This is a genomic window from Streptomyces cellostaticus (assembly GCF_001513965.1).
Lineage (GTDB): Bacteria > Actinomycetota > Actinomycetes > Streptomycetales > Streptomycetaceae > Streptomyces > Streptomyces cellostaticus.
In genome coordinates, this window is the sequence record NZ_KQ948018.1 from 48,204 (window position 1) to 68,384 (window position 20,181).

A 20,181-nucleotide genomic window follows, 5' to 3' on the forward strand; every position below is an offset into this window, starting at 1 on the left:
GTTCTCGTTCATTATTGGCATCGCAAGCATGCGTTGGACTCATGACGCGTCGTGCTGAGACTTGAGCACATGCATTCCTCGACCGAGCGATCACCGGGCCGGCTGCGGACCTCGTACCCGCAGCAGGTGGCAACCGTCGCACTGACCGCACTCGCTCCCGCGTCCTGGGGCACCACGTACGTCGTGACCACGCGGTTGCTGCCGCCCGGGCATCCGCTGTTCGCCGGGCTGATGCGCGCCCTGCCCGCCGGGCTGCTCGCGCTGGCGATCACCCGGGTGCTCCCGCGCGGGGACTGGTGGTGGAAGGCCACCGTCCTCGGCGTGCTCAACATCGGCGGGATGCCCCTGCTGTTCCTGGCGGCCGAACGACTCCCCGGCGGTGTCGCCGCCACCCTCAGCGCCGTCCAGCCGCTGCTGGTGGCGGGCTTGGCCATCGCGGTGCTCCGCGAGCGGCCGACGGCCTGGCGACTGGCCTGGGGCGTGATCGGCGTGATGGGCGTCGGACTCGTCGTGCTCGGTCCCGAGGCCCGGCTGGACGCCGTCGGGGTGCTCGCCGGCCTCGGCCATACGGCCACCATGGCCGGCGGGGTCGTCCTCACCAAGCGCTGGGGCCGTCCGGCGGGGGTCGGTCCACTGGCCCTGACCGGCTGGCAACTGACCGTCGGCGGCCTGCTGTTGCTCCCGCTCACCCTCGCGATCGAGGGGGTGCCGCAGCGGATCGACGCCGGAGCGGTCGGGGGCTACCTGTGGCTCGGCAGCATGGGTGGGCTGATCGCATACACGCTGTGGTTCCGCGGGATCGGAAGGCTGCCGGTCGGCGCGTCCGCACCGCTGGTGCTGCTGTCCCCGCTGGTCGCGACCGCCATCGGCATCGCGCTGGGCGAGTCACTGAGCCTGCTCCAGACCCTTGGTTTCGCCCTGGCCCTGGCCGCATTGCTGGCCGCGCAGCTCAATGCCCCGAAGACCCTGAAGAGCCCGAACACTTCGAAGAGAAGGCTGGATTCAGTGAAGACAGGTTCGATGAGATCAGGCATGACGATCGCCGTGCTGGGCGCCACCGGGATGGTCGGCAGCCGGGTGATCACCGAGGCCGGTACACGCGGACACCAGGTGCTCGCCCTGTCCCGGAAGCCCGCGAGCGAGAACCCGAACGTGACACCGATCGCGGTCGATGCGAACGACCCGCACGCCGTACGCGCGGCGCTGGCGGGCTCCGCCTCGAACGGCACCGCGGACGCCGTCGTGCTGACTGTGCGGACCATGCCGGTCGACCAGGACTTCTTGGTCGGCGCTACCCGTACCGTGCTGGACGCCGCCGCACAGCTCGGCATCCGCGTCCTCGTGGTCGGCGGCGCCGGTGCTCTGCGCAGCCCCGACGACCACGATCTGCTCGTCGCCGACAACCCCGCGTATGTGCCCGCCGAAGTGAAGACCGTCGCCGCCGCCGGGATAGCCCAGCTGCGGACCTGCCAGGCTCATGCCGACGCCGACTGGGTCTACCTGAGCCCGCCGGCCCTGCTCGAACCCGGCGAACGAACCGGCCGCTATCGGCGCGGCACCGACACCTTGCTCACCGCCGCCGACGGGCAATCACGGATCAGCGCCGAGGACCTGGCCGTCGCCGTGCTCGACGAACTCGAAAGCCCTGGCTCCGAACGCCTCATCACGGTCGTCCACCGAACTCCCGGCGACTGATCAGGTTCGCGTACCGGCGGCGGGGGATCCCGCCTCAGGGCCACACAAGGCAGTACGGCTGATGCCCCGCCTCATGAGCCGGTGCGAGAGCCGAGACCGCGTGGGAGCTGACACCCGAAGGTCACATGGGCACCCGTCAAGCCCCGGACTTCATCAACGCGATCCTGCTGCACGGCGCGGCCGCCCGACCATCGCCCCGGAACCGCCTGGTCCCGGGGCCCTGGCCGACTGGGCACGTGAGCTCGGCGGTGCGTTCGCGCGCCTGCTCTGCGACCCGCCGGACCGAAGCCGCGGTGACCGGCCCGTCGACGTCGCGCCGTAAGCTGCGCCGGGGTTCTGACTCAGGGGAGGCGTGAGTGGGGCGGCATATGGTCCTCGGTGGCCGGTACGAGCTGGTCGAGAAGCTCGGTCAAGGTGGCATGGGAACGGTCCATCGCGGGGTGGACCGCCGGCTGCGCCGCACTGTCGCGGTGAAACTGCTCTCCTCGGCGCTGGCCCACGATCCGCAGTCGCGAGCCCGTTTCCAGCGCGAGGCGCACGCGGCTGCCGCGCTGAACCATCCAGCGGTGGCCACCATCCATGACGTCGGCGAGGAGCCGCATCCGGATGATGACCCACGGCCCTATCTGGTCATGGAGTACGTGCAAGGCGCTACGCTCGCCGAGGTCCTGCGGGGCGGCCCACTGCCTGTCGCCGACGCCGTCAACGCGGCATGCGCGGTGCTGGACGCGCTGCGGCACAGCCACGAGTGCGGGATCGTGCACAGGGACATCAAGCCCTCGAACATCATGCTCACCGGACCCGACACCGTGAAGGTCCTCGACTTCGGCATCGCCAAGGCTTTCGCCGAGACCGCCACCCGCATCACGGGTAGCGGTGCGGCGATCGGCACTCCCGCCTACCTTTCCCCCGAGCAGATCAACGGGGCGGAGATCGACCATCGGGCCGATCTGTACGCGATGGGGTGTCTGCTGCACGAACTGCTGACCGGGCAGCCCCCGTTCCGTGGCGAATCACCCTTCGCCGTCATGCATCAGCACCTGTTCGCCGCACCCGAGCCGGTCTCCCGGCTGAGACCGCAGGTACCACCGGCGGTGGAGGCGGTGATCCTGCGCGCCCTCGGCAAGGACCCGAAGGAACGGTTCGCCGATGCCGGGCAGATGCGCGAAGCTCTCGCCGACGCCCTGACACAGACGTCCATGCCGACGGTCCAGGCCACCACGCCCGGGCCCCCGGCGACCCGCCCCGGCGGCCGAACCGCTCTCCGGCACACGTTCCGCATCTCACTGCGCCCTTCCACCGACAGCGCTCTGGCCCTGCTCGGATGCCTCCTTTCGCTGCTGTGCGCACGTGGCCGACTGGTGGACACCGCTCACTTCGGCTGGCTCGCCATCGCGGCCGGCGTGTTGGGCCTGGTGACGCTGCCGTGGTCGGCACGCCTGTCGTGCGCGGTGAGTTGGGGGCCGGTGGCCGAGGCCGTGGCGGTCAACTCCGAACTGCGGCGCGCCTACATAGGGTGGTACCACTCGTACGTCGCCATCGCCGCCCTGCTGGCCATGGCAGCCGCCTGCTGCCTCGTCAGCGCGGCACGCAGCCAGGAGCGCGGCGCCGGCTCACTGATCGCCTTCTGGTTCAGTGCCACGGCCTCGATCTGGTACTTCCTCGACGACCTGCACAAGCTCTACGTCTTCTACCTGCTGCTGTCGCTGGTGGTCGTTGCCACCGTGTCGTGGGAGACCGTCGAACGCGTGCGGCACCGGGCCGGGACAGGCGGGCAGCACTGGAAGGGCCGTCCGCCGAGGTGACGCCGCCTGGCCGCCGGCTCACGGGCACGTTGACCCGAAACCTCAAGGATGACGAGGCCGGCGAACGGCCCGGAGGTCAGCACGTGCGCCGAGACGATCTTCACCCGGGCCGCCGGGCTTGCCCGACGCGGCCGGTGACCTCGGTCCACAAGGTGCCGAGCGGCTGATCGAGGTCGAGGGTGCCGTCCTCCCACAGGGCGCCGACGGAGGACCGGACGGCGAGGATCTTGGTGAGGCTGTCACGGGTGCGCGGCGCAGAGCATCGCGGAAGGACATCACGTACCCCCTTGAGACTGCCGGCCGGTGCCCGCGCTGAAGGAACGCGCGGGGGTCGGCGACGGCCTGGTGGAGCGGACCACGATCAGGCGGGTGCTCATCGGCTGCCTCGACGGGCTTGTGCGAGATCGCCTGCCACTCGCGTAGTGATGGGGAGGGGTGGCCGCTGACCCGGTAGTTCTCATGGGTCAACGATGTTTCCCAGGCTTATGCGCCCTGGACGTGCCCTCGGGGGCGCGCCCGGGCTCATCCCGGGCTTCGTGCCCACCCGGCCTTGGTCAGAGCGGCGTCGAGAGCCGGCGGCGGTCGGGTGAGGGATCCCACAAGAGGGTCGATCGGTGGCGTGCGGACGGTGAGAGGGTTATCGTCGAGAGGTAGAACGACCGGTCTTCCTACCTCTTGAAGGGTGGCCGGTATCGGCCTTCCCGGCTGGGCTGCCTCCAGGCGGAGAGCTGCCACAGGCCGCCGGTGCACATCGAAGAGAGATCAAGAGGTCCCATGAAGCCAATCCGCGCCCCGGCCCGGCCGGGGCCCTGCACAGAGCCGCTGCTTCACACGGTGCCGACGGGGTCATCCTCCCGATCGGATCAGTCGGACCGCGTCCAGCAGGGTCTTGTGGGCGGCCGTCGAGTCGTCCAGGTAGCCGGCTGCCATCGCGCCGTCGTAGAGCATCAGCAGCGCACCGGCGGCCGACTCCGGGTCGGCGTGACCGAGCCGGGTGAGCAGATCCTGGAAGAGGGTTCGGATCCAGTCCCGGTGGGACGTCACCAGGCCGCGCACCGGATGGCCGGCGTCCGGGTACTCGGCGGCCGCGTTCAGGAACGGCGATCCGCGAAAGCCGCGCTCGCGGGCGTGTTCGGCGATTGCCTCGAAGATCAGGTCGATCGCCTCCGCGGGCGGGTGCCCGGCGGCCAGCGGTTCGGCCACCTCCTTGTAGTAGGCGTCCTTGGTCAGCAGGTAGGCCACAACCAGGTCGTCCTTGGAGGCGAAGTGCCGGTAGAAGGTCGCCTTCGTCACTCCGGCCTCGGCGATCAGCCGCTCCACGCCGATCGCGCGCACGCCCTCGTAGTAGAACAGCCGCGACGCGGCCCGGACCAGGCGTTCGCGAGGCGGCAGCTCTCCCTCGGGCTTGCTCCCCTGACGTGCGGTGTCGTTGGTCTTTTGCCCAGTGATGCTCACTTGCCCATTGTGCCCACGGCCCGGCCCTGAGCGGCCTCTACCCCCGTACGGCCCCCACCACCAGGGCCGTCACCCATCTGTCTCGTACGGCCCGCAGAAGCGTGGCCGTTCATCGAAAGGCTTGAAACCATGACTCGTCGTCTTGAAGGAACCGTCGCCCTGGTCACCGGAGCCTCCAGCGGCATCGGCCACGCCACCGCCCTGGAGCTTGCCCGCGAGGGTGCCTCCGTGGCTCTGGTCGGCCGGCGTGAGGACCGGCTCACCGACCTCGCCGCCGAAATCTCCGACGCCGGCGGCAAGGCCCTGGTCGTGCCCGCCGACATCACCACCGCCCAGGCCGCCACGGAAGCGGTCGAGCGGACCGTCGAGGATCTGGGTCGCCTGGACACGCTGGTCAACAACGCCGGCCTCATGCTGCTCGGCCCCGCCCCCGGCGCGGACCTGAACGACTGGAAGCGCATGATCGACATCAACCTCATGGGCCTGATGTACACCGCCCACGCGGCCGTCCCCCACCTGGTCAAGGCAGCCGCCGAGGAACCGCGCCAGGTCGCCGACATCGTCAACATCGGCTCGCTCGCCGGCCGCAACGCCTACGCCATGTCCGCCGTGTACAGCGCCACCAAGTTCGGCGTCGGCGCCTTCAGTGAGGCACTGCGCCAGGAACTGGCACGCCAGCACGTCCGCGTGTCCGTCATCGAGCCGGGAAGCGTCGACACCGAACTTCGCACCCACAACCCCGATGTCATCCAGCAGCACATCGTCGCCGCCCTGGGCGACATCGACCGGCTGCAGAGCCAGGACATCGCCGACACCGTCGGCTACATCGTCACTCGCCCACGGCACGTGGCCGTCGCTGAACTGCTCGTACGCCCGACCGAGCAGGTCTGAACACCATCCCCGTAGCCAACTCCGAGGCAGGCAAGGAGGCATGGTGGCGGCTCACGCCCCTCCCACACCGGCCGACACCATCGTCCGTGTCTGCCTGCTGCCGGCCACTGCCATCGCGATCGGAGGCGGCCTGCAGCAGTGGGCGCAGGGAGCTCCGGCGGGCGGGGCGGACGCGGACAACGTGCACCGCTTCGTGGCAGGCGTCTCCATCGGCTGGGCTCCCCTGTTCTTCTGGGCGGCGGCAACGATCCACCGGCAGGGAGTACTCGTCTACTTCCTGGCCGTCCCGATCTTCCTCGGAGGCGTCGGCCGGCTGGTCTCCTTCGCCCAGGACGGCATGCCCACCCCGGCGGGAGTCTTCCTCACCTCCGCCCTCCCGGAGTTCGCCGGCCCCGAGCAGCGAGTGGACCTTCCCGTCTCCAGCGGCCGGGTTGACCATGAGGGTGACGTGCGGCTCATCGCGGTTGCCCGACGCGGCGCCGAACAGGCTCCGGCCTCGGAGTCCACCGCTGGGTCGTAGAGGGCGCCATCGCGCTGCTGCACTGGTTCCGGGGCCTGCGCGTCCGCTGGGAGATCCGTGACGACATCCACCAAGCCTTCATCTCCCTCGGCTGCGCCGTCATCTGCTGGCGACGGCTGAAGACCTCAGTCAGTCCTTAGTGCTGGGCGTCGTTGTTGCTGCCGAGGTCGGGTACGTCGGTGGACAGCAGGTGTTCGGCGCCGCCTTCGAGGGCCTTGGCCGTCTCGGTGGAGCGGGGGAGCATGGTCTTCTCGTAGGTGCGGATCGCGTCGGCGACGGTGGCGGCGTTCGCGAGAGCGAGGGCGATTTCGCTGGCGTCGAGCATGGCGAGGTTGACGCCGACGCCGAGCGGGGGCATGAGGTGGGCGGCATCTCCGAGCAGGGTCACCGTCGGGTTGTGTTCCCAGGTGTGCGGGACCGGGAGGGCGAAGATCGGGCGGTCGACGTAGGGGCCGTCGTTTTCGGTGATCATCCGGCGCATGCGGGGCGACCAGTGGGCGTACTCGCCCAGGAGCAGGGCGCGGATGCCGTCGGTGTCCTCGATGGTCAGGCCGCTCGTGCTGATCCAGCCGACCGGGACGCGTTGGATGATGTAGACGCGGATGTGGTTTCCGCCGTTGCGCTGGGCGAACAGGCTGCGCTCGCCGTCGGCTGCGTGGGCGCTGCCCTGGCCGACCAGCTCGGCGATGTCCGGGTGCCGGTTCTCGACGTCTGAGAACCATGCTTCCAGGAAGCTCACCCCGGTGTACTCGGGGACGGCCCGGGACACGGCCGGGCGTACCCGGGAGGAGGCGCCGTCGGCGCCGATGACCAGATCGGTCTGGATGGTGGTGCCGTCGGTGAAGTGCAGTTGCCGCGGCCCGTCGTCGGGTCCGCTGATCGTGTCGAGGGCGCGGCCCCAGTGCACGGTTCCCGGTTGCAGGGAGTCGAGCAACAGGTTACGCAGCTGGCCACGGTCGATTTCCGGCTTGAAGAGTTCGTCGGCCGCCGGGACTTCATGGGACGTGATCGTGCCGGTCGGGTCCATCTGCCGCATTTCCTGCCCTTCGGGGCGGGCGAGCTTGAAGAACTCGTCGAGCAGACCGGCTGCGCGCAGGGCGATCTGGCCGTTGTCGGCGTGCAGGTCGAGGGTGCCGCCCTGGTTGCGCGCGTCGGGGCCCCGGTCGCGGTCGTAGACGGTGACCGCTATGCCGCGCTGCTGAAGGATGCGGGCGCAGGTCAGTCCGCCGGGGCCGGCACCGATGATGCTGATGCGCGCCCGGGCGGGTTCTGGGGAGTTCATGGTTGTCCCTTTCAGTCGGCGAAGAGGGGCGAGCAGGCGGGGCGTTGCCGACCTCGGCACTGGATGTGCCACGCAGAGGGGCCTCCCGGATGAACAGGTCGGCGCGGTGCAGACGATGACCAGGCCGACGAGGACGTGCCGCTCAGGTACTCGCAATACTCATAGAATCAGAGCGAGTAGAAAAGTGCAACGACTCTACTTAGCGACTGATTCGACTATCGGGTACGCTCTAGCCATGACCGTGCCCTCCGCCAGCCGCCGCGACCGCAAGAAGGCAGCCACCCGGCAGGCGATCGCCGACGCCGCACTGCAACTCTTCCTGGAGCGCGGCTACGATCAGGTGAGCATCCGTGACATCGCCGACGCCGCCGACGTGTCGACCGCTACGGTGTTCAAGCACTTCAGCGGCAAGGAAGCGCTGGTATTCGACCAGGACGAAGACCGAGAGTCACAACTGATCGCCGCGGTGCGGCAGCGACCGTCCGGTCAGAGCATCCCCGACGCCCTTCGACACCACATCCTGGACACCTGGCCGTCGATCGAGGCACATCCCCAGGCGGCCGAGTTCACCAACCTGGTGAACTCCACGCCGGTGCTGCGCGCCTACGCCGAACGCATGTGGACCCGGTACACCGACAGCCTCAGCGCAGTCATCGCCGACGAGTTCGGCGTGGACCACGACAACCTCGCATGCGTGGCTCTTGCCCGATTCGTACTCGAGATCCCGGTACTCGCTCGCGGCCGGCAGGACCGCCGGGCCGCCGTCGAGGCAATCTTCGACATCCTCACCCACGGCTGGGAGCCGCCAAGCAAGCCGCCCGCGCAGTAGCGCCTGGGCCGTTTCCTGGGCCCGACCTCGGCGGCATCGACTTGCCCCACTACGCGTTTCGGCAGCACCCGCCCCATGGCTGGCACCGAGAACTGACATCCCGTCATCCCGAAACGGCCCATGGCCTGCGCGAGGGCCCGCTGGGACATGCCGCGTACTTCCCGTCGGCGTGCCAGCTCGGCCGCGAAGTCCTCGGCCGCCTGCACGACCGTGATCTCCTCGTCCTGCGCGCCCATCGAAGCGCCGCCCCGCGTCATCGTCAGTGAGCATGAATGAACCATGAGTGATCACAGTTCATCATCCCGTCACGGCTCACGTCACCGGTTTCCTTCCCTCACCGACCCGGACCGACCCGTCCGGGCAGATGAGGGAGGCGACGCTCCATGCGCGTGCTGTACCTGCTGAACATCTCCAACCCCGACCGTCTGTCGGCGGATTCGGGGTGGATCTTCGCGGACCTGCTCGCTCCGGCGATGGCGGACTTGAGGGCGGAGGTGACCGTGGCTGCTCCGGCTCCGGCGGGGGACGACCGCTGCGGCTTTCACCAGACCCGGGTGCCGGGGACGAAGTACCGTGCCCGGTTCTCGGCGGCAATCGACGAGCTGGTGGCGCTGATCCGGAGCGAGCGACCGGATGTGGTGGTGGCCAACCAGATCGAGGAGGCCCCGGCCATCCGCACCGCCCTGCTGGAGGCCAGGTCCGATGCTCTGCTCGCCGGGTACTGCCACTATCTGCCGTTCGCCTTGAATGGTGGCGGTCAGCTGTTGCCGGATCCGTCCCTGAATGACGAGGGGCTGGGCCGACCGGTGCTGCTGGCGTTCGCCGCCGGCCTGGCCGCCTACGGCCGGGAGGGGGCTGACCTGGGGTTTCTATGTGAAATGTGCGTTGACCTGGGGAAACTCGTCTCGGGAGTTCTCGCGGGTCAACGCCGTTTCCCAGGCTCATGTGCCCTGGACGTGCCCCGCGCTCGCACGTGCCGTGAGTTTGCCGACGATGTGTCAGCTGTCTCGCGCGGCCGTGGTGAGGTCGGCGGCGGAGCGGTAAGCGGTTGGCGCGGTCGTCAGGGCTCGGGCCAGCGCGAGTGCTCGCCGCTCGGCTGCGGCGCGGTGGGCGGAGTCGGTGATGGTGGTGAAATCGGCGGGGCGGGCGAAACCGACGACGCGGCGGATGATCTCGGCGCCGCAGAATCCGAGGGTCTCGGTGAACAACTCATCGAGGTAGCGCTGTCGTTCGGCCTCCAACGCGGTGGTGGCGACCCCTGTGAAGAGGGCGGGCGGGTAGCCGTCACCGTCGGCGTGGTTGTGCCACAGCTCGGTGAAGTTTGTTCGGAAGTCATCCCAGACCTGTTCGACGGCGGACAGCAACCAGTCCTGCTGGGCGGCCCGGTCCGGTCCGCGCGCGCCGGCGGCGAAGTAGGCGATGAGCAGGTGGGCCAGGAGGGTTCCCAGGTCGAAGCCCATGGGGCCGTAGCAGGCGAATTCCTGGTCGATCACGCTGAGGGAATCCTCGGAGACCATGATCGAGCCGGTGTGCAGGTCTCCGTGCAGGAGCGCGTCGCGGGAGGTGAGATAACGCTGCTTCAGCCGGGACACGGCGAGTTTCAGCTCGGTGTCCTGCTGGAGACGCTGTACGTCCTCGTCGAGTTCCGGGCTTGTCCACCGGTTGCGCGGGTGGGGCAGGAAGATCTCGGTGAAGACCATGTCCTCCATGATCTGGCACATGGCTGTGTTGGTCTCGAAAAGTGACGCCAGTTCCCGTTTGCGCCCAGCGGGCAGGGCGAGGTCCGAGGTGAAGAAGAGGGTGTGCGCGAGATAGCGGGCGACCTGTGCGGCGAAGCGCGGGTAGCGGGCGCCGGCCGTCAGGTCGCCGCGCATGACCCTTTGCCCTTCGAGGTACTCCACGGTGAGCAGATGCTCCTCCGGGTCCACGTGCAGGGGCTCTGGCACGTACGGGCCGGCGTGACGCCGGTGCTCGACCAGGGCGCGGTGTTCGAACAGGACCCGCTCGGGTGTCAGGGGCCAGCTCGGTCCGGCCGCACGCACGTACGGCGGAGCCTGTTTGACGCACACGGCTCCAGCCGGGCCATGGACGGCGAAGACGAGGTTGACGTTGCCGTCGCCGATCTCCCGGGCGGACCACTGGTCCCGGGCCCCGCCCAGCCGGCGCGCGAGCGCGGGCTGCCGGGCGAGATGGTCGAGCAGCTTCGTGATGTCGGGTTCGACGACGGAGATTGACGCGGTCATGCTTCTTCCTCCTGGGCTGAGGACCTGAGCGGTGCTGAGGGCGGTGGGTGAGGCGCGGGGCTCACGAAGACCAGGGCGGCCGGGGCAGAGCAAGGTGCTCCCGCAGGACCTGTTCGGCGCAGCCGAGAGTGCCGGGTATCGAACCGGGGTCCAAGGTCCAGCAGTCGCTGACGACGTGCAGGGATCCTCCGGGCGCGGGGGCACGCATGCGGGCCGCGACCTCCTTTGTGGCGTGGCCGGTCCGCCATATGTGCCAGGCTGCCGAGTACGGCTGGCGCCCCCAGTCCTGCCAGCAGGCTGCCACCGGTGGGCGCGCCCGCACCCGGTGCATGCGGCACAGCAGCCCGTGGGCGTGGGCCACGGCCGCAGCCGGGGCCGGCGGGCCCGCGCCGAACGTGTCCGCGCTGCCGGGCACGTGATACGACGGGCCCGCGCTGAAGCGATCCCAGAACGCCGCGGACGGGCCGCTGGGATAGGCGGCCAACAGCAGCCGGGAAGCCCCTCCGGGCGCGTACCACAGCTGTCGCAGGGGAAGATCGGTGGTGCTGCGCCCGGTCTCCACGCCGCACGCGCGCCACCACGGCTCGTCGTAGGCCAGGAACAGCTTCGCGGCACGCACCGGCTCGACCGCTTCCAGGTCGTCCTGCCAGAAGGGGCCGAAGACTCCGGGTTCGGCTTGGATACGGCGCAGGGCGCCCTGGGGCAGCGCCAGGACCACTGTCTTGGCCTGTATGCGCTCCCGACGCCCGGTGTCTCGGCCCGTACGGTCCTCGAAAGCGAACGTCAGCTCGTAGGGCCCGCCGGCCCTGTCGGCGAAGGCGATCCGGCACAGCCGACGGCCCCAGCACGTTCGGCCGCCGGCCTCCTCGAACGCGCTGTGCAAGGCCCTGGGCAACGACTGCATCCCGCTGGAGAGCGTGACGTACTCGGTCTGTGGCGGGGTATGGAAGAGGACGTCGATCCACTCGGCCGCACCGCCCGCGTGTACGTCGTATCCACCGGTGTCCGCGACGAGCCGTAACGCTTCCCGATCCAGCGCCGCCGCGAGGACCTGCGGCCAGGAGACCTTCTCCAGCGGCTCACCCTGTACAACTGCCGTTCCCCGCGCTGTCCGGTACCGGGCCTGCACTGACGCGGCCTCGGCGGGCCGCCGCTCCCGCACCGCCCGGTGGTACTTCTCGCGGAGCCGTCCAAATCCCGGCACCGCCGACTCCATCGCCTCAAGCGTCAACCCGTCCGCATCCGTCTCGTGAATTCGCTTTCTCACCGCGTACGGAATGCGAACCGTGTTGGCGAAATCCCGCTGACGTAACAGATCTCCCCGCGCCAGTACGAAATTCTCCGGCCTGCCGAAATGGAACGGCGTCAGTGAGTCAGTCAGGCCCAGATGATGCAGCAGCGTCATCACCGGCACAGCTTCCCTGTTCAGTCGCATGGCACCCAGTTCCGCCCACCCTCCGCCGCGCACCGGCACGGACCAGATTCTGCCCCCGACCCGATATCCACTCTCGTACAGCGTCACGTTCTGCGAGCCCGTCACCAGCCGGAAAGCGGCATAACAGCCTCCCGCACCCGCGCCGATCACTACTACACCGACCATGCGTCACCCCACCCGGTTCGAGCCAATCCAACTTGTCACTCTTTACCGCTCTGCACAGGACATGGAACATCGGGTGAACAACCAAGCGGCCGCCGTGACAACGGGAGACGACGTGATCTTCAGGACCGGCGTACTCGCCCAAGCACCCTCCGCCTACGACGCGTTGTCCGAATACTTCAGGGACATCCGCGCCTTCTACGAGGTGATCAGCGTCCGCTTCGCAATCCCCGAATACGGTGTTCGCCTCACCCCCGTGGCCGGAAACGAACTGCACTCCAACGCCAACAGCTACCTGCTGTCCGACAACAGTTCCTACCCCTTCTACCTCTGGCTGCCCACCTGGCTCGGCCGCTTCTACATCGACCCCGAGCTCGTCCCCCCGGACTGTTCGGTGGATGACTGTCCCACCGACAAGGCCGGCCTCATCGCCTTCATCTGGCCCTGGCTGGGCTTCAACGACGCCTACGTCAAGGACGCCGACGGACCTGAGTGCTGGTTCGGCGTGGCCGACCCGCGTCCGGACGACCCGCACGAGACGGTCCGCACCACGGCCACCAGCCTGTTCAACTACTTCCGCGTCGAGCGCACCCGGGACGACGAGAAGGACGGCTGGGCAACCGGCACCTTCGCCGGCCGCGAGATCGGCTGCAATCTGACCGGCCGTTGGCACCTGCGCTGTGCCCCCATGACCGCGCTGACCAGCTACTACGAGGTCGAACGCAACATCATCAGGCCACTCGGGGAGAAGTTCGCCGCCCTGGCCACCGACGCGCACACCTGATGGCCGGACCCGCCGTCCCGAGCCGTGACGACACCGAGGTGCTCACCGAGACAACCCGCGTTGCCGACGAACTGCTGCGCCCCCGTGCCGACGAGACCGCACGCAAGGGCGTGCCGCGCGGCCATCTGGACGCACTCGCCGCAGCCGGCGCTCTCGGACTGGCGACCCGCGCCCCAGCCCTGCTCCGGCAGGCGACGGAGATCATCTCGGCAGCCGACGGCGCCACCTGGTTCGTCTACGCCCAACACCACCAGCCCGTACGGGCGGTCGCCGCCAGCGACAACCAGGCCCTGCGGGACCGGTGGCTCACCCCCCTGCTCACCGGCCGCACCCTCAGCGGCCACGCCATCTCCCACCTCGCCCGCCCCGGACCGCCCGCCATCACCGCCACACCCGGCACCGGAGGCGGCTGGGCGCTGAACGGCCGCATCGCCTGGCTCACCAGCTGGGGGCTGGCCGACGTCGTCCTGGTCGGCGCGATCGCGCCCGACGACCGTGTCCTGTTCGTCCTGCTCCCGGCCGAAGACCTCGACTCGCCCCAGGCCGTACACCGGCACGCCCTGTGGAGCATGCACGCCACCCACGCCGTCGCCATCGACCTGAACGACGTACCCGTCGGACGCGACCAGGTCGTGAGCATGCCCCAACACACCGACTGGCTGCGCACCTACCTGAACCACAACGCCAACACCCATCCGGCCGTCTTCGGATCCCTGCGGGCAACCACCCAGTTCCTCGGCCGGCACGAGACGTTCAAAGCCTGGGCCGACAGCGCAAAGCTCCGGGCCGACCAACTGCGTGCTCGCGCTTACACCTTGATCGATACACAACCACCCGGCGAAGCGGTCGACGAACGGCTCGCAACCCGCGCAGCCGCCGTCGACCTGGCCCTGCGCACCGCCGCCGCCTGTATCGCCGCAGCAGGTGCCCGTTCCATGTCCTCGGACACCACCGCGGCACGCTTGATGGCGGAAGCGTCGTTCCACCTGGTCCACGGCCAGACACCCCAGGCCAAGGACGCCTACGCGCAACTTGCGGGTGTGCGATGTCCGCTCACGCATTGCCCGCACACTCGCCCGGCCCCGACGTAGCCTGCTGGTCGCGTCGGAGCAACAACCGGAAGGGCGCTCACCCTACTGACGCCGACCGCGTCCCGCTCCACCCGGTCGCCGTACAACGGCGTAACCGGCGACGGCGATCACGCAAACGACGCCCACGATGAGCAGATCACGGGTGGACTGCTGGGTCAGCGCCACGGCCACACCCGCGACCACGACCAGCGGCGGCACCGGCCAGCCCCGAGCGGGGGAGCCTGGGTGACGGTGCACGGACGCATGGCGCAGCCGGCCTCGTGTAGCGGTCTCGCCGCTTACTGCACGTGGCGGCGCTGTGACCTGGGCTGTCTCACCACTGCACGTCTATTCGAGCCAGGGCCAGTCTCAGTGACGACTGCACTTCCTTGGAGAGCGACACCGAAACGGCACCCTGACCTCCGTGTCTCTCCAGAGGTCGATACGCACGTCGGCCTGAGGGCCCCTCTCCGCACATGACGAGGGCGGGGTCGTAAAACCCCGCCCGAAACCAGCGAAACCCCAGCTCAGGGCCACACCAGGCAGTACGGCTGATGCCCCGCCTCATGCAACCGATGGCTGAAGTCCTGCCACTCGTGCAGCGAATGGGAGTTACGGGGCACTGACCTGGGGTTTCTCCGTGAAACGTGCGTTGACCTGCGGAAACTCCTCTCGGTAGTTCTCACGGGTCAACGCCGTTTCCCGGGCTCATGTGCCCTGGATGTGCCCTGAAAGCGCTCCTGGTGGGGTTGTGCCCGAGCCGGAGCGGCCGAGGTTGCTTGCGCTGCCGAAGCGCCTACCCGACACCCGCTTTAGGAGTTTTCCCTGGGCAGGGCTGTGACCTGCGAAACATCGGGTAAAGGGCCTTGGCCTGGGGAAACAGCCCTCCGTAGCTCTCGCATGTTCACGAGGCTTCCCGGCTTCATGTGTGCTGCATCCGTTCTGCTCGGCGCCAGCTTTGTGCACGCTCAGTCGGCCGTGCGGTGGATCCACGCACTCTCGCGAGGTGAGGGTCTCAGCGTCCATGGCGCTGTTCCGCAATGTCGGCCTGATTCAGCCAATGGGCGATGTTGTCGGTGATGGTGGAGAGGATGGGATGAGCAGGGTCTACGAGGCGTCGTGTGCCGGTGAGCATCCGGATGAGGAGGTGGACTGCTTCCCTGGGGTGGCCCGCGCGTCCGCGCCACATGGCGAGCTTGTCGAGTACCGAGAGTGCGGCGAGGTGATCAGGGCCGAGGTGGCGCTCGATCTGGGTCAGCAGGACCTGGTAGGTGTCGCTTGCCGCCTGTGCGTCGCCCGTTGTGCCCTGCAGGCGGCCGAGGTCTTCTAAGGTCGCCAGGGCTTGGGGGTGGCCAGGGCCCAGGATGCGCTCCTGATCGGGGAGGAGCTCTTGGAGCTCGGCGATGGCTGCCTGGGGTGCTCCTGCAAAGCCACGCATGACGGCGAGGCTGTGACGGGTGCTGAGAGTGCCTGCGTCTTCCGGCGCGAGATGGTGTCGCTGGTCACGGAGGACGTCCTCCAGCGCTTGTACAGCTTTCTGTGGCTTTCCTGCCCAGCCCAGACACAAGGCATGGCACTGTCGAGAACTGAGTGTGTCGCGGTGGTGAGCGCCGAGGGCTCGGGTTCTGTCGGCAATGACGGCGGCGAGGTTTTCGGCCGCGGCGGCTGGATCGATTTTTGCCCGCAAATAGGCGAGGTTATGGCGGGATGTGAGCAGCTCGGGATGGTCTGGCCCCAGGACTTCATCCATGTCGGGGATCAGTGTTTGATACCCGGCGATGGCTTTGTCTGCGTCGCCCGCTGCGCCCTGCCAACGGGCAAGGCTTTGCCGGGTGATCAGGGTGCGCAGGTGCCGGGGCCCGAGCGCTCGTGTCTGGTCGGGTAGCAGCGCTTCGAGCAAGCTGATGGCCTTGGCGGGGTTGCCTGCCTCACCCAGCCACCGGGCCAGGTTGTGGCGGGCGGTCAGGGTGCCTTCGGCATCGGCACCGAACGCCTCTTCCATGACTGGAATCAGCTCGCGGTAAGCGGCAGCAGCTCCTGCAGCGTCACCCGCAACGCCCTTCCAGTAAGAAAGGTTGTGGAGGGTGGAGAGTATCGCCCCACGGTCCGCTCTGTTGCGTCGGCGCACGGCGAGAATCTCTGTGAGGGCGGCGATGGTGCCATGTGTGTCGCCCGTCTCACCCCGTTCGACTGCAAGGTTGTGACGAGTCACGAGTGTCTCGGGAGCCTCGTAGCCGAACAATCGGATGTGGTCTGCCTCAAGAATTTCCAGGGTCTGGACTGCTCTGGCATGATCTCCGGCTTGGCTTTGCCAACGGGACAACTCGCCTCGGGCGACAAGGGTGTGCGGGTGGTCGGCTCCAAGGTGCTGGTGGGCGAGGGAGCGGAGCGCGTCGAAATGGGCGCGTGCCCAGGAGATGTCGCCGGATTCACCTGCACTCGTGCCCAGCCGGAAGAGGAGGGTGTATGCGGTGTAGTCCTGCCACAGGGGGTGGCTCTCGCCGTCCTGATCGTGGGTGGCCAGCGAGCGGGCGCTGGCCCGCAGCCGCTGTGCGTGGTCCTGGTCGTGCGCAGTGTCGGGCCAGATGTCAAGCAAGGCGTGGGCAGCCGCCGGCAGGACGGTGTTCCTGCGCTGTCTCCGAATGTCGGGCGATGATCCAGGAGGTTGCTGCTCACGCACGGCACGCTGGATGAGCTGGTGCACGCGGACCAGCCATGCGTCGTCACCGCCCTCGCCCGGGGTGTGATCGATGAGGTGGAGTCGGTCCAGCGTTGCCAGGGTGTGCTCGGCCTCGAACTCGTCGACGGTTCGGTCTGCTCTGCTGCGCTCGGTCAGCCAATCACGGGCTGCGTCGCTGGTGAACAGAGGGGCGGGAATGCCGGTTGTCCCGTCGAGGACGGCGGCCAGTTCGAGCATTGGCCGGGCCAGCATGCCGGTGTGCTGGTCGGCCTGCTCGACAGAGATGTCCCACAGCGCTGCCAGTGAGCTTGTTGCAGCACTGCCGCGCACGGCAGGGATCAGTCGTTCGAGGGTGAGCCGACGGTCCGCGAGCAGGCGTCGGTAACGGGCGATGCTGCAAGAGGCGTTGTAGTCGAGATATGCGGCGGCCCGCGACAGCGCCAGGGGAAGATGGCCGAGATCGTCGGCGAGTCCCGCCAGCTCCGCGTCCGCACCGACGGACACGGCCCGTTGCAGTGTGTTGCGCAAGTGTGTGAGGGATTCCTCGCGGTTGAAGACGCCAACGGACAGGAAGGGATGGCCGCTTGCTGCGGCGAGGTCGCTTTCGCGGCTGCGGGTGGTGACGATGACCCTGCCGCGGCCGGCGGTGCGCCGAGGCGGCCATAGTCCCTCCAGCGCGCCGGGGGAGTGCACGTCGTCGAGGACGATGAGCCAGCTGCGATCGGTGATGCGGAGCCAGTTGAGGAACTGTTCTGCGGCAGATGCGCTGTTCTCGCTACTGGGTACCAGCTCAAGCTCGCGGGCTGCTTGGGCATAGGCACCGGTCACGGCTGGCGTGGTGTTCGCCGTCACCCATATCAGCACGTCCACTGCACCGCCTGCCCCGACGGCGGCACTGCGGCAGTAGTCGGCGGCCAGGCAGGTTTTGCCGACGCCCCCGGTTCCTGTGATCACGTGGCCCCTAACGGCTGCGCCGGCTGCGTCCCCGACGTCACTGTCCTCGAGGCTGTCCAGAGCGCGCGTCAGGGCCTCGCGATGTGCCCGCTCGACGAGCACATCGGCTGTGTCGGGGACCAGACCAATGCGCAGCGGCCGTGCGCTGCGGGGTTTATCGCCATGCTGCCTCTGCGTGCGGGGCCCGGTCGCCGCACTGTCGCGGCGAACTGTGGTCCTGCTTCGCTCGGCCGCTCGGCGCAGATTCTCCCACCGAGCACGGGATCGTGGCCCGGGCCTCGAACCGGCGCGGGTTTCGAGGAGTTCGGTCAGGAAGATGAATGGGTGTCCGGCCCGCGGAACACTCTGAGCGTTGAACCACGCGCTGAGAGTGCTCTTGGTCAGGGCGACGGGAGGCGACTGCCGCTTGCCCTGCTGGATGATCTGACCGAACGAGAGTCCGGATGCTTGCCGACTTGCCCTCAGTTCCTCCGCCAGGCGCGAGGCTTCCGCCGGGACGTCCACCATGCCGTTCCCCGTTCGTTCCGAACCTTCTACGAACCCTATTCCTTGCCTGTCCGACCAGCACATACCTGTAGTCCGGCATGAGTTGCTTCTCACCGAACCCCGATCCGAACAGGTCAGGTGGCGTCTGGCCGATCGCTTGGTTGGTCAAGTCCACGGATGGGACAGGTAATGCGCAATCTCTGTCGTAAGGCGCGGTACGTGTGGCGCACGCCAAGGCTTCGGCGGCGGATGGCCGCGCTCGTTGTGCGGTGGGTGGCCAGCGTCGTGCTGAGGGAACTGGTGGGTCTCTTGTGGCGGTGGTGGACCAGCCCGTGACACACCTCGGGGCCGGGTTGATCGTCGCCATCACAGACGGCACGGGAGGGGGTCTGATCCAGCCGTGGCTCCGGTGTCCGCCGAATCGCTGTGAAGAAAGCTGCCGGGTTACGTCCCGCGAAGTGGTGTAGCGACGCGGAGTGGGCGACTCCGCAGTTCCCTGCCCGCGCTGACCCCAGCGCGGGCAGGGCGCCGCTGCGAGCGACGACCTCATGGCGATCCGCAGTGATTCCGCCGCTCAGGTCGTGCGTTCCGGTCAATTCCCCAGACAAAGTGGTTGGTTGCTGAAGACCACCGGCGCTTGATCTCTGTTACGAGGGACTATCTATCGGTCACGGACGCGCGTAGCGCCGTGCTCCGCATCTACCTCGGGGGTCTTCCACGTGCTTGATGCAGCAGCCCTAGCCGTAGCCACCGGCGCCGCTGGCAACGTTCTGGCCTACCTGCTTCAGGGTCAGACCGACACCCTACGCACCCGGATCTCTGCGATCTTCCAGCGCGGGACTGCGAGGGAAGAGTCGATTGCGTTGCGCGCGCTTGAAGAGCACGCCGAGGCTCTGGAACAGCGGCGGGTTACCCAGGCCGAGGTCACTGCCCAGTGGAGCAGCCTGCTGGCCGCGTTCCTCACCGCCTACCCCGAAGCCCGAGCTGATATCGAGGCGCTGCGCTCGTCGGTGCCCTCCGGTATGAAGACGGTCCACATCGGATCTCAGCACAACCACGGGCGCGGCACCTTCATCGGTGGCGACAACCACGGCACCGTCCGTGTTGATGGGCAGGAGGAACGGTGACGGACATTGATCCGGAGCCGCAGCGGCATATCACCGAGCAGCACAATCACGGGGACGGTGCCTTCGTCGGTGGTGACAACCACGGCGAGATCCGCATCGAGGCGGTCGACGCGAAGACCAAAGCGGTGCTCAGGAAGATTTGCGAAGGTTCCCCCGCCCTGGCCCAGCTGCTTGAAGAGGCTTTGGATGATGGGGTCATTTCCCCCGATACCGCGAGGCTGCTCGCGCTGGCGGCGCGCAGCATCAACGAAGATGTCGCTCATACTCTCTGGCAGGCTGCCCAGCGCATCAATGAAGACGTCGCCGGGTTGCTCACGCGCGCGAGCTACAGCATCAACGAGGACGTCGCAGGCCAGGTGTCCCACGCGGCAGAGACCTTCGACAAGGCGTCCAAGCAGCTCGACCTCCACGAGTTCAACAGGATTGTCAGTCGTTTCGAGGAGACCGTCAGCTCGCGCAGCCACGAAGGCCTCAGCAGCTTGGTTATGCGTCTTGAGGGCAGTCTGAGTTCCCTGGACCAACTGGTCAGGGACATGGACAGATTACAAGACAGAGACAAGCCTATCGGTCGAATCGAGGAGATAGGGATCGCACTCAATGGCGTGGCTGAGCGGATCGAGGCCACGGTGACCCCACCTCCACCGGTGATCCTTCCTGACCACCGGGCGCGAGCTGTCGCTTTCTTCTGGGGCCTCGGTATCGGCGCAGCCTTCATCTTCTACCTGGTGAACCGTTGAGCTGTTCGCCTGCAGCCCGGAAGTGA

The 20,181-nt window shown here is 68.1% G+C and carries 14 protein-coding genes and 2 pseudogenes; 10 read left to right on the plus strand and 6 right to left on the minus strand.

The genetic code is table 11. The features are described from left to right. The first annotated feature begins 69 nt into the window (after positions 1-69). Both AQI88_RS49050 and AQI88_RS09755 read left to right on the plus strand, forming a co-directional pair. A complete protein-coding gene (locus AQI88_RS49050) occupies positions 70-1,695 on the plus strand; it encodes an EamA family transporter (RefSeq protein ID WP_167357453.1) in 1,626 nt (541 codons plus the stop codon). A gap of 368 nt (positions 1,696-2,063) precedes the next feature. After that, the gene (locus AQI88_RS09755) at positions 2,064-3,500 is read left to right on the plus strand and encodes a protein kinase domain-containing protein (protein WP_066995232.1); all 1,437 of its coding nucleotides are present in this window, start codon (positions 2,064-2,066) and stop codon (positions 3,498-3,500) included. 130 nt (positions 3,501-3,630) lie between these two features. Here the strand turns inward: AQI88_RS09755 and AQI88_RS47575 are convergent. Together AQI88_RS47575 and AQI88_RS09760 are read right to left on the minus strand one after the other, a co-directional pair. Next, positions 3,631-3,738: pseudogene (locus AQI88_RS47575) on the minus strand (serine hydrolase domain-containing protein); the annotation flags it as partial. A 608-nt stretch (positions 3,739-4,346) separates the two neighbouring features. Further along, positions 4,347-4,955, minus strand: coding sequence for a TetR/AcrR family transcriptional regulator (locus AQI88_RS09760; RefSeq protein WP_107118520.1), 609 nt, complete (start codon positions 4,953-4,955; stop codon positions 4,347-4,349). 129 nt (positions 4,956-5,084) lie between these two features. Here AQI88_RS09760 and AQI88_RS09765 point away from each other — a divergent pair, with 129 nt between their 5' ends. From AQI88_RS09765 to AQI88_RS47580, 3 genes and pseudogenes are all read left to right on the plus strand, one after another. Further along, positions 5,085-5,846 carry an SDR family NAD(P)-dependent oxidoreductase gene (locus AQI88_RS09765; protein WP_066995235.1) on the plus strand — a complete coding sequence of 254 codons (762 nt, stop codon included), beginning with the start codon at positions 5,085-5,087 and terminating at the stop codon, positions 5,844-5,846. 40 nt (positions 5,847-5,886) lie between these two features. After that, a complete protein-coding gene (locus AQI88_RS49055) occupies positions 5,887-6,366 on the plus strand; it encodes a DUF4345 domain-containing protein (RefSeq protein ID WP_066995238.1) in 480 nt (159 codons plus the stop codon). Next, a pseudogene (locus tag AQI88_RS47580) lies at positions 6,321-6,506 on the plus strand (IS5/IS1182 family transposase); the annotation flags it as partial. The gene AQI88_RS49055 and the pseudogene AQI88_RS47580, both read left to right, overlap by 46 nt. On the opposite strand, the gene AQI88_RS09775 reads toward AQI88_RS47580, so the two are convergent. After that, the gene (locus AQI88_RS09775) at positions 6,503-7,648 is read right to left on the minus strand and encodes an FAD-dependent oxidoreductase (protein ID WP_066995241.1); all 1,146 of its coding nucleotides are present in this window, start codon (positions 7,646-7,648) and stop codon (positions 6,503-6,505) included. The pseudogene AQI88_RS47580 and the gene AQI88_RS09775 sit on opposite strands and share 4 nt — an antisense overlap. 235 nt (positions 7,649-7,883) lie before the next feature. Between AQI88_RS09775 and AQI88_RS09780 the strand changes: the two genes are divergently transcribed. Next, positions 7,884-8,477 carry a TetR/AcrR family transcriptional regulator gene (locus tag AQI88_RS09780; protein ID WP_066995244.1) on the plus strand — a complete coding sequence of 198 codons (594 nt, stop codon included), beginning with the start codon at positions 7,884-7,886 and terminating at the stop codon, positions 8,475-8,477. A gap of 998 nt (positions 8,478-9,475) precedes the next feature. Here AQI88_RS09780 and mtnK read toward each other — a convergent pair. After that, a complete protein-coding gene (mtnK, locus tag AQI88_RS09785) occupies positions 9,476-10,720 on the minus strand; it encodes an S-methyl-5-thioribose kinase (protein ID WP_066995246.1) in 1,245 nt (414 codons plus the stop codon). A 61-nt stretch (positions 10,721-10,781) separates the two neighbouring features. Next, the gene (locus tag AQI88_RS09790) at positions 10,782-12,320 is read right to left on the minus strand and encodes a flavin monoamine oxidase family protein (protein ID WP_079057496.1); all 1,539 of its coding nucleotides are present in this window, start codon (positions 12,318-12,320) and stop codon (positions 10,782-10,784) included. Positions 12,321-12,432: 112 nt separating this feature from the next. On the opposite strand from AQI88_RS09790, the gene AQI88_RS09795 reads away from it, so the two are divergent. Both AQI88_RS09795 and AQI88_RS09800 read left to right on the plus strand, forming a co-directional pair. Next, positions 12,433-13,101 carry a hypothetical protein gene (locus AQI88_RS09795; RefSeq protein WP_159050326.1) on the plus strand — a complete coding sequence of 223 codons (669 nt, stop codon included), beginning with the start codon at positions 12,433-12,435 and terminating at the stop codon, positions 13,099-13,101. Beyond that, complete coding sequence (locus AQI88_RS09800) at positions 13,101-14,192, plus strand: acyl-CoA dehydrogenase family protein (protein WP_066995251.1); 1,092 nt, start codon at positions 13,101-13,103, stop codon at positions 14,190-14,192. The genes AQI88_RS09795 and AQI88_RS09800 overlap by 1 nt, the downstream gene beginning before the upstream one ends. A 994-nt stretch (positions 14,193-15,186) precedes the next feature. Here the strand turns inward: AQI88_RS09800 and AQI88_RS09805 are convergent. Continuing rightward, positions 15,187-18,312, minus strand: coding sequence for a tetratricopeptide repeat protein (locus AQI88_RS09805; RefSeq protein WP_159050327.1), 3,126 nt, complete (start codon positions 18,310-18,312; stop codon positions 15,187-15,189). 698 nt (positions 18,313-19,010) lie between these two features. On the opposite strand from AQI88_RS09805, the gene AQI88_RS09810 reads away from it, so the two are divergent. Further along, complete coding sequence (locus AQI88_RS09810) at positions 19,011-19,418, plus strand: hypothetical protein (RefSeq protein WP_066995256.1); 408 nt, start codon at positions 19,011-19,013, stop codon at positions 19,416-19,418. Next, positions 19,415-20,155 carry a hypothetical protein gene (locus AQI88_RS09815; protein WP_066995259.1) on the plus strand — a complete coding sequence of 247 codons (741 nt, stop codon included), beginning with the start codon at positions 19,415-19,417 and terminating at the stop codon, positions 20,153-20,155. Before AQI88_RS09810 ends, AQI88_RS09815 begins: the two co-directional genes overlap by 4 nt. The last annotated feature ends 26 nt before the right edge of the window (positions 20,156-20,181 follow it).